This is a genomic window from Microbacterium sp. NPDC055910 (assembly GCF_042271185.1).
Lineage (GTDB): Bacteria > Actinomycetota > Actinomycetes > Actinomycetales > Microbacteriaceae > Microbacterium.
Genome location: NZ_JBHJZS010000058.1, coordinates 1 through 7,463, shown reverse-complemented (window position 1 = coordinate 7,463; position 7,463 = coordinate 1). Strand labels below are relative to the sequence as shown.

The 7,463-nt window shown below is 71.5% G+C and carries 7 protein-coding genes; 2 read left to right on the top strand and 5 right to left on the bottom strand.

Annotated elements, in window-relative coordinates:
• A partial coding sequence (locus ACFC3F_RS14775; protein ID WP_376131387.1) for an alpha/beta hydrolase family protein occupies window positions 1-1,060 on the top strand: 1,060 nt, incomplete at its 5' end.
• A 9-nt stretch (window positions 1,061-1,069) separates the two neighbouring features.
• Here ACFC3F_RS14775 and hflX read toward each other — a convergent pair.
• Window positions 1,070-2,596: a GTPase HflX gene (gene hflX, locus ACFC3F_RS14770; protein ID WP_376131384.1), complete on the bottom strand. Its 1,527-nt coding sequence runs from the start codon at window positions 2,594-2,596 to the stop codon at window positions 1,070-1,072.
• A gap of 118 nt (window positions 2,597-2,714) precedes the next feature.
• Between hflX and ACFC3F_RS14765 the strand changes: the two genes are divergently transcribed.
• Window positions 2,715-3,356, top strand: a complete 642-nt coding sequence (locus ACFC3F_RS14765; protein ID WP_376131382.1) for a class I SAM-dependent methyltransferase — start codon at window positions 2,715-2,717, stop codon at window positions 3,354-3,356.
• A 6-nt stretch (window positions 3,357-3,362) separates the two neighbouring features.
• Here ACFC3F_RS14765 and dapF read toward each other — a convergent pair whose 3' ends face one another.
• From dapF to ACFC3F_RS14745, 4 genes are all read right to left on the bottom strand, one after another.
• The gene (dapF, locus tag ACFC3F_RS14760) at window positions 3,363-4,217 is read right to left on the bottom strand and encodes a diaminopimelate epimerase (protein ID WP_376131379.1); all 855 of its coding nucleotides are present in this window, start codon (window positions 4,215-4,217) and stop codon (window positions 3,363-3,365) included.
• A gap of 9 nt (window positions 4,218-4,226) precedes the next feature.
• Window positions 4,227-5,147: a tRNA (adenosine(37)-N6)-dimethylallyltransferase MiaA gene (gene miaA / locus ACFC3F_RS14755; RefSeq protein WP_376131376.1), complete on the bottom strand. Its 921-nt coding sequence runs from the start codon at window positions 5,145-5,147 to the stop codon at window positions 4,227-4,229.
• A gap of 143 nt (window positions 5,148-5,290) precedes the next feature.
• Window positions 5,291-6,838: a tRNA (N6-isopentenyl adenosine(37)-C2)-methylthiotransferase MiaB gene (gene miaB, locus ACFC3F_RS14750; protein WP_376131374.1), complete on the bottom strand. Its 1,548-nt coding sequence runs from the start codon at window positions 6,836-6,838 to the stop codon at window positions 5,291-5,293.
• A gap of 55 nt (window positions 6,839-6,893) precedes the next feature.
• Window positions 6,894-7,463: regulatory protein RecX (locus ACFC3F_RS14745; protein ID WP_376131371.1), on the bottom strand; the 570-nt coding region annotated here is incomplete at its 5' end.

The following is a 7,463-nucleotide window of genomic DNA, read 5'->3' as shown; positions in this document are numbered from 1 at the left end:
GCGGACGCACGGCGGCGACGAGGTCGTCGTCGTCGACCTCGCGGACGGCACGGCGACTCCGCTCGGCCTGCCCGTTTCGGCGAACGCGTCGATCGAGGACGTCTCGGGAACGCGCGTGCTCGTGAGCGGTGCCGACACCGTCTCGGGACCGGCGCTGTGGCTGGTCGACGTCGACGACCCCGCCGGCGCCCGAGTCGTCCGCGGCGGTGAGACCGCGTGGGGACGCGAATGGATGCCGCAGCCCCGCGCCGTCACGTTCGACGGCCCGCACGGCCCCGTGCACGCGTTCGACTATCCCCCGACGAATCCGCGGGCGACCGCCCCCGCAGACGAGCTGCCGCCGTACGTCGTGTTCGTGCACGGCGGCCCGACGGCGCATTCCGGACCGGCGGCCTCCGGCAAGGTCGCCTACCTCACGAGCCGCGGCATCGGCGTGCTCGACGTGAACTACGGTGGCTCCACGGGATACGGGCGCGCCTACCGTGAACGGCTGCGCGGACAGTGGGGCGTCGTCGACGTCGATGATGTCGCGGCGGCGGCCGCCGGGTTGGCAGCATCCGGTGTCGCCGACTCCGCGCGCATCGCGATCGCGGGAGGATCGGCCGGCGGGTGGACGGTGCTCGCCGCCGTCACGCGCACCGACGCGTTCTCGGCGGGGATCTCACGCTACGGCGTGGGAGATGCGCGTTCCCTCGCGGCCGACACGCACGACTTCGAGGCACGCTATCTCGACGGGCTCATCGGCCCCCTGCCCGAGGCCGAAGACGTCTACATCGAGCGATCGCCGCTCAGCCGTCCCGCACTGTTCCGTGTGCCGCTGCTGCTGCTGCAGGGCGCCGATGACCGGGTCGTGCCGCCGGCGCAGTCCGAAGCGGTGCGCGACGCTCTCGCGGCGCACGGCGTGCCGCACGCGTATGTGCTCTACGAGGGCGAGGGCCACGGTTTCCGCAAGGCCGAGACGGTCGTGCACGCGCTCGAGACCGAACTGGCGTTCCTGGGCGCCGTGTTCGGCTTCACGCCGCCGGATGTGCCGCCCGTCACACTCGCGACGGGCGACTGACGGCGCCGCTCAGGCGGGGAAGACCGCGAGTTCGGCGGCGAGGCGCTCGTTCACGTGCGCGTGCAGATAGGTCCCCTCGCCACGGTGCTCCTGGTCGAGGATGATCCCCGTCTCGTGGGCGGCCGAGATGAGGTCGCCGCGGTCGTAGGGCACGATCGCGCGCACTTCGACGGCGGGCAGAGGCAGCGCCTCTTCGATCACGGCGCGCAGCTCTTCGAGGCCCTCGCCCGTGCGGGACGAGACGAAGTGCGCATTCGGCTCGAGGCCGCGCAGCACGAGACGGCTGTCGTCGTCGACGAGGTCGGCCTTGTTGAACACCACGATCTCACGCGTCTCGCGCGCCCCCACGTCGCCGATCACGTCGCGGACGGTCGCGAGCTGCGCGGCGGGATCGGGGTGGGAGGCGTCCACGACGTGCAGCAGCACATCCGCTTCGCCGACCTCTTCGAGCGTCGAACGGAACGCCTCGACGAGCTGGTGCGGCAGGTTGCGCACGAACCCGACGGTGTCGGTGAGCGTGTAGACGCGTCCGTCCGAGGTCTGCGAACGTCGCACCGACGTGTCCAGCGTCGCGAACAGCGCGTTCTCGACGAGTACGCCGGCGCGCGTCAGCCGGTTGAGCAGGCTCGACTTGCCCGCGTTCGTGTAGCCGGCGATCGCGACGGCGGGAATCGTGTTGCGCTTGCGCTCGGCGCGCTTGGCATCGCGCGCGGGAGCGAAGTCGCGGATCTGGCGGCGCAGCTGCGCCATGCGGGTTCGGATGCGACGCCGGTCGAGCTCGATCTTGGTCTCGCCCGGACCGCGTGAGCCCATGCCGGCCCCGCCCGCGCCGACCTGCCCACCGGCCTGACGGCTCATCGAGTCGCCCCAGCCGCGCAGTCGCGGCAACAGGTACTCGAGCTGAGCCAGTTCGACCTGGGCCTTGCCCTCACGGCTCTTGGCGTGCTGGCTGAAGATGTCGAGGATCACCGTCGTGCGGTCGATCACCTTGACCTTGACGACGTCCTCGAGCGCACGGCGCTGGCTGGGCGCGAGCTCGGTGTCGGCGATGACCGTGTCCGCGCCGACGGCGGCGACGATGTCACGCAGCTCTTCGGCCTTGCCGCGTCCGACATAGGTCGCGGGGTCGGGATGGGGTCGGCGCTGCATGACCGCGTCGAGGACGACGGCACCGGCGGTCTCGGCGAGCGCAGCGAGCTCGCGCAGCGAGTTCTCGGCATCCGCCTGCTCTCCCTGCGGGTGCACGCCCACGAGTACGACGTTCTCGAGACGCAGCTGCCGGTACTCGACCTCGGTGACGTCGTCGAGTTCGGTCGACAGGCCCGGAACGCGGCGCAGCGCTGCGCGCTCCTCACGGTCCCACTGCTCGCCGTCGGCGTCGGTCCGGGCGACGGTCGTGTCATCTTGCAGCGCCTGCGCGGAACCGAACACGCGAACCCCCGACCGCGCATCGGCGCGCGCCAGCACGCGATCCACCGCGTCGATCTCTTCGAGCGGCGTCTCGTCGGTGCTGCCGGGTGTCGTCGTATCGGTCATGTGTTCCTTTCGGATGCCGCCCGGAAGGGGCGGCATGTGATTCGTCATGCACGGCGGGCGATCGCCCGAGGATTCTAGCCTCCCCCCTGTGAGGCCACCTCCGCTACGCTCGTCACTCATGGGGAGCGAGCATTACTTCAGCGCCACCCCCGCAAGTCCCGAGAACCTGCGTCGGATCCGCGCCACCCTCGCGGGCAGGGAGGTCGAGGTCACGACGGCCGGCGGAGTGTTCAGCCCCGCGCACGTCGATGCGGGAACGAGCGTCCTTCTGGCGAACAGTCCTGCCGCGCCGCCGGGCGGCCAGCTGCTGGATCTCGGATGCGGGTGGGGGCCGATCGCGCTGAGCCTCGCGCTGGAATCGCCGCACGCGACCGTGTGGGCCGTCGATGTGAACGAGCGCGCCCTCGATCTCGTGCGACGAAACGCCCAGTCGCTCGGGCTCGAGAACGTCAACGCCGTGCGCCCCGAAGATGTTCCCGACGATGTCGTCTTCCGCACGATCCGCTCCAACCCGCCCATCCGCGTCGGCAAGAGCGAACTGCACGGACTGCTCGAGCGGTGGATCCCCCGGCTGGACGATCGCTCGGACGCGTGGCTGGTCGTGCAGCGCAACCTCGGCTCGGACTCACTGCAGCGCTGGCTCGCGGCGACGTTCGCGCCGGGCTACAGCGTGCATCGTGCCGCGACGGGACGCGGGTTCCGCGTCCTCCGGGTGCGCCGGCACGGGATGCCGCCGAGCGAGCCCATCACGCTGCCCTGAGCAGGCTCAGGCCAGCGTCACCTCGCCCGAGTAGACGAGCGTCGCGGGACCCGCGAGATAGACCCGGCCGGCGCTCATCCGCACGCCGAGACGGCCACCGGGCACGTCGACCGTCCACTGGTCGGGCGCCGTCGGTCCTGCCCATTCGCGCACCGCGAGGGCCGAGGCTGCGACCCCCGTGCCGCAGCTGAGCGTCTCGCCGACGCCCCGTTCGAACACGCGCATGCGGATCGAGCCGACGCCATCGTGCACGAGCGGGTCGCTCGGCACGACGAACTCGATGTTCGCGCCCGCCGGCGGCTCGGGGTTCAGCTGCGGGCGCGCCGTGAGATCGAGGGCGTCGAGCTCCTCGGTGTCGGGCAGCGCGACGACGACGTGCGGATTGCCGACGTCGATGCCCATCCCCGGGCGCGGCGCGCCCACTCCGCGCGCTCGCACGAGCACGTCGGGTTCGACGCGCCAGGTGCCGAGATCCACCTCGAAGCCGCGATCGCTGCGGGTGACGGTCTTGGTGCCCGCGCGCGTTGCGACCGGCAGCGGGTCAGCGGCATCCGCCCAGCCGACCTCGGTGAGGTACCGCGCGAACACGCGCACCCCGTTGCCGCACATCTCGGCCTTCGAACCGTCGGCGTTGCGGTAGTCCATGAACCAGGTGACCCCGGATGCGGCCGCCTCGACGCCCTCGTCGATCGCATCCGTGCGCACGACACGCAGGATCCCGTCGGCGCCGATGCCGAAGCGTCGGTCGCAGAGCACGGCGATCTGGTCGTCCGAGAGGTCGAGGGCACCGTCCGGGTCGGGGATCACGACGAAGTCGTTCCCCGTGCCGTGGCCCTTCGTGAAGGCGATCGTCTGGGGCACCGGTTCAGCCTAGCGGCGCACGGCCACGCCGGCGGCGGGAACGCCGGGCTCGACCCAGGTGACGTCGTCGTAGCGCCGGAACCACGAGACCTGGCGGCGGGCGTAGCGCCGCGTGAGCGCCTGCGTCTGCGCGATCGCCTCTTCGCGCGTCAGATCCCCGGCCAGCTCGGACAGCGCCTGCGCGTAACCGATCGCCCGACGGGCCGTGACGCCCTGCTCGAGGCCCTGGTCGCGCAGCATCCGCACCTCGTCGAGGAGCCCGTCGCGCCACATGCCCTCGACGCGGGCATCCAGACGTGCGACGAGCAGCTCACGCGGCACCCCGACGCCGATCACCCGCGTGTGCGGATGCCACAGCACGGGCGCGTCGGGAAGCGCGGCGCCGTGCGTGCGCTCCCCCTGCTCGAGCACCTCGAGGGCGCGCACGACGCGTCGGCCGTTGCGCGGGTCGACCTTCGCAGCGGTCGCGGGGTCGGCCTCGCGCAGCCGTGCGAACAGCACTCCCGGTCCGTGCTCGTCGAGCTCGGCCTCGAGTCGGGCCCGCACGGCGGCATCGCGCGGCGGAAACCGGAAGTCGTACAGCACGCTGGAGACATACAGCCCCGAGCCGCCCACGAGGATCGCATCGGCCCCGCGTGCGTGGATCGCCGTGATCGCTGCGCGCGCGGCTTCCTGATACCAGGCCACCGCCGCTTCATCGGTGACCTCGAGCACGTCGAGCAGATGATGCGGGATGCCGCGCCGCTCTGCCGCGGGCAGCTTGGCGGTTCCGACGTCCATCCCGCGGTAGAGCTGCATCGCGTCGGCGTTGACGATCTCGGCGGAACGGCCTTGCTCGGCGAGCTCCTCTGCCAGCGAGAGCGAGAGCGCCGTCTTTCCGGTTCCGGTCGCCCCGACGACAGCCCACAGCCGCGCGGTCGTTTCAGGCATTCGGGGTCGCTTCCGTCCCGCGCGCGCTCAGCGAACGTGCGCGCGCGCGGGGTACGGCCTGGCCGGGCGCCCGGCCACCGGCGGGGTGCGGGTGCCGGGCGCGAGAGCGAGCGTGCCGGGCCTGGGCGGGCGAACGCACGGTCCTACGCGGGTCGCAGGGTGGGCAGCCCGAGCGCGACGGGGCGCGGAGCTCCACCGGCACCCGCGGGGGCGGGCACGCCGCACGAGTCGGCCTGGGCGCGGTCCCACGCATCGCCCGAGCGGGTGCGCCGGATACGCAGCGGCGCGCCGTCGGGCGAGTCCGCGAGCAGGTGGAACGGGGCGGCGTGCGTCACGACGACCGAGACGACGTCGCCCGGACGCGGCGTCTCCGACCCGTCCGGAACCTCGAAGTGCACGAGCCGGTTGTCTTCGGCGCGGCCCGTGAGCCGGTGCGTCGCGGCGTCCTTCTTGCCCTCACCCGTCGAGACGAGCACCTGCAGCTCACGACCCAGCTGCTTCTCGTTCTCTTCGTGCGAGATACGGTCCTGCAGCGCGGCGAGCCGCTCGTAACGCTCTTGGACGACGGCCTTGGGCACTTGGTCGGGCATGGTCGCTGCGGGCGTGCCCTCGCGGATCGAGTACTGGAAGGTGAACGCGCTCGCGAAGCGCGCCTGCTCGACGACGCGCATCGTCTCTTCGAAGTCCTCGTCGGTCTCGCCGGGAAAGCCCACGATGATGTCGGTCGAGATCGCGGCGTCCGGAATCTTGGCGCGCACGCGGTCGAGGATGCCGAGGAACCGCGCACTGCGGTACGACCGACGCATCGCTTTGAGGATGCGGTCGCTGCCGGACTGCAGCGGCATGTGCAGCTGCGGCATGACGGCGGGGGTCTCGGCCATGGCGTCGATGACGTCATCGGTGAACGCGGCCGGGTGCGGGCTCGTGAAGCGGATCCGCTCGAGGCCGGGGATCTCCCCCGCCGCACGCAGCAGTTTGCCGAAGGCCTGACGGTCGCCGAACTCGACGCCGTACGAATTGACGTTCTGTCCCAGGAGGGTCACCTCCATCGCTCCGTCGTCGACGAGCAGTCGGATCTCACCCAGGATGTCGCCCGGGCGGCGGTCCTTCTCTTTGCCGCGCAGGCTCGGCACGATGCAGAACGTGCAGGTGTTGTTGCAGCCGACCGAGATCGACACCCAGCCGCTGTAGACGCTGTCGCGCTTGGTGGGCAGCGTCGACGGGAACACCTCGAGGGCCTCGAGGATCTCCAGCTCGGCCTCACCGTTGTGGCGTGCGCGCTCGAGCATGCCCGGCAGCGAACCCATGTTGTGCGTGCCGAAGACGACGTCGACCCAGGGCGCCTTCTGCAGCACGGCGTCCTTGTCCATCTGCGCGAGACACCCGCCGACGGCGATCTGCATGCCCTCGTGCTTGTCCTTGCGGGACTTCAGGTGTCCCAGCGTGCCGTAGAGCTTGCCCGCGGCGTTGTCGCGCACGGCGCACGTGTTGATGACGATGACGTCGGCCTCGGCACCCGACTCGGCACGGACGTAGCCGGCGCTCTCGAGCGACCCCGAGAGCCGCTCGGAGTCGTGCACGTTCATCTGGCAGCCGAAGGTGCGCACTTCGTAGGTGCGGGCGCCGCCGTCGGCCGCGCGCGCGGCGTCGGACGGCGCGATGAGCGTCGGGGTGGTGGAGGGGGTCGTCATGATCCGCCCATTCTACGATCCGGCGCGGCGCGTGGCGCCGCCGGGACGCTCAGCGTCAGCGGAACCGCACGCCCGATGCCGAGCCGGTCTCATCGAGGGCCTGCTTCGCCGCGCTCAGCGCGGTGCTGCCGGAGTATCCCCTGCGCGCCAACTGCCCCATGAGCCGCCGCACGGCGGTGTCGCGATCGAGTGAGGCGAGGCTCCTGGCCTTGCCGCGGGCGAACTCGAGTGCGCGCTCGGCGTCGTCGTCGGGAAGCGAGGCGATCGCGACGTCGGCGATGTCGCGGGGAATGCCGCGCTTGGCAAGGGTCTGGGCGATGACGTGTCGTCCCTGCCCCTTGCGCTCGACAGCCGTGTACACGAGCTGATCAGCCAGCGCGGCATCGTCGAGGTAGCCGCGGCGAAGGAAGAGCTCCAGCAGGCGATCGACGGCGGCTGCATCGAGATCCTGCGCCACGACGACAGCGCGTGCTTCGCGCACCGACAGCGAGCGGGTGCGCAGCTTCTTGAGCAGCACCTTCTCTGCGGCGTCGGCCGCGGCCGACGCGTCGTCGCCCTCGTCATCGCCGATGTCGTACGGGTTCGGCTCGACCCACGTGGCATGCCACGCCGGCTCATCTGTCAC

Bases quoted from the DNA above. Each gene is read 5' to 3' on its own strand.
- hflX (WP_376131384.1), bottom strand. From the start codon at position 2,596: ATGACCGATACGACGACACCCGGCAGCACCGACGAGACGCCGCTCGAA.
- ACFC3F_RS14765 (WP_376131382.1), top strand. From the start codon at position 2,715: ATGGGGAGCGAGCATTACTTCAGCGCCACCCCCGCAAGTCCCGAGAAC.
- miaA (WP_376131376.1), bottom strand. From the start codon at position 5,147: ATGCCTGAAACGACCGCGCGGCTGTGGGCTGTCGTCGGGGCGACCGGA.
- miaB (WP_376131374.1), bottom strand. From the start codon at position 6,838: ATGACGACCCCCTCCACCACCCCGACGCTCATCGCGCCGTCCGACGCC.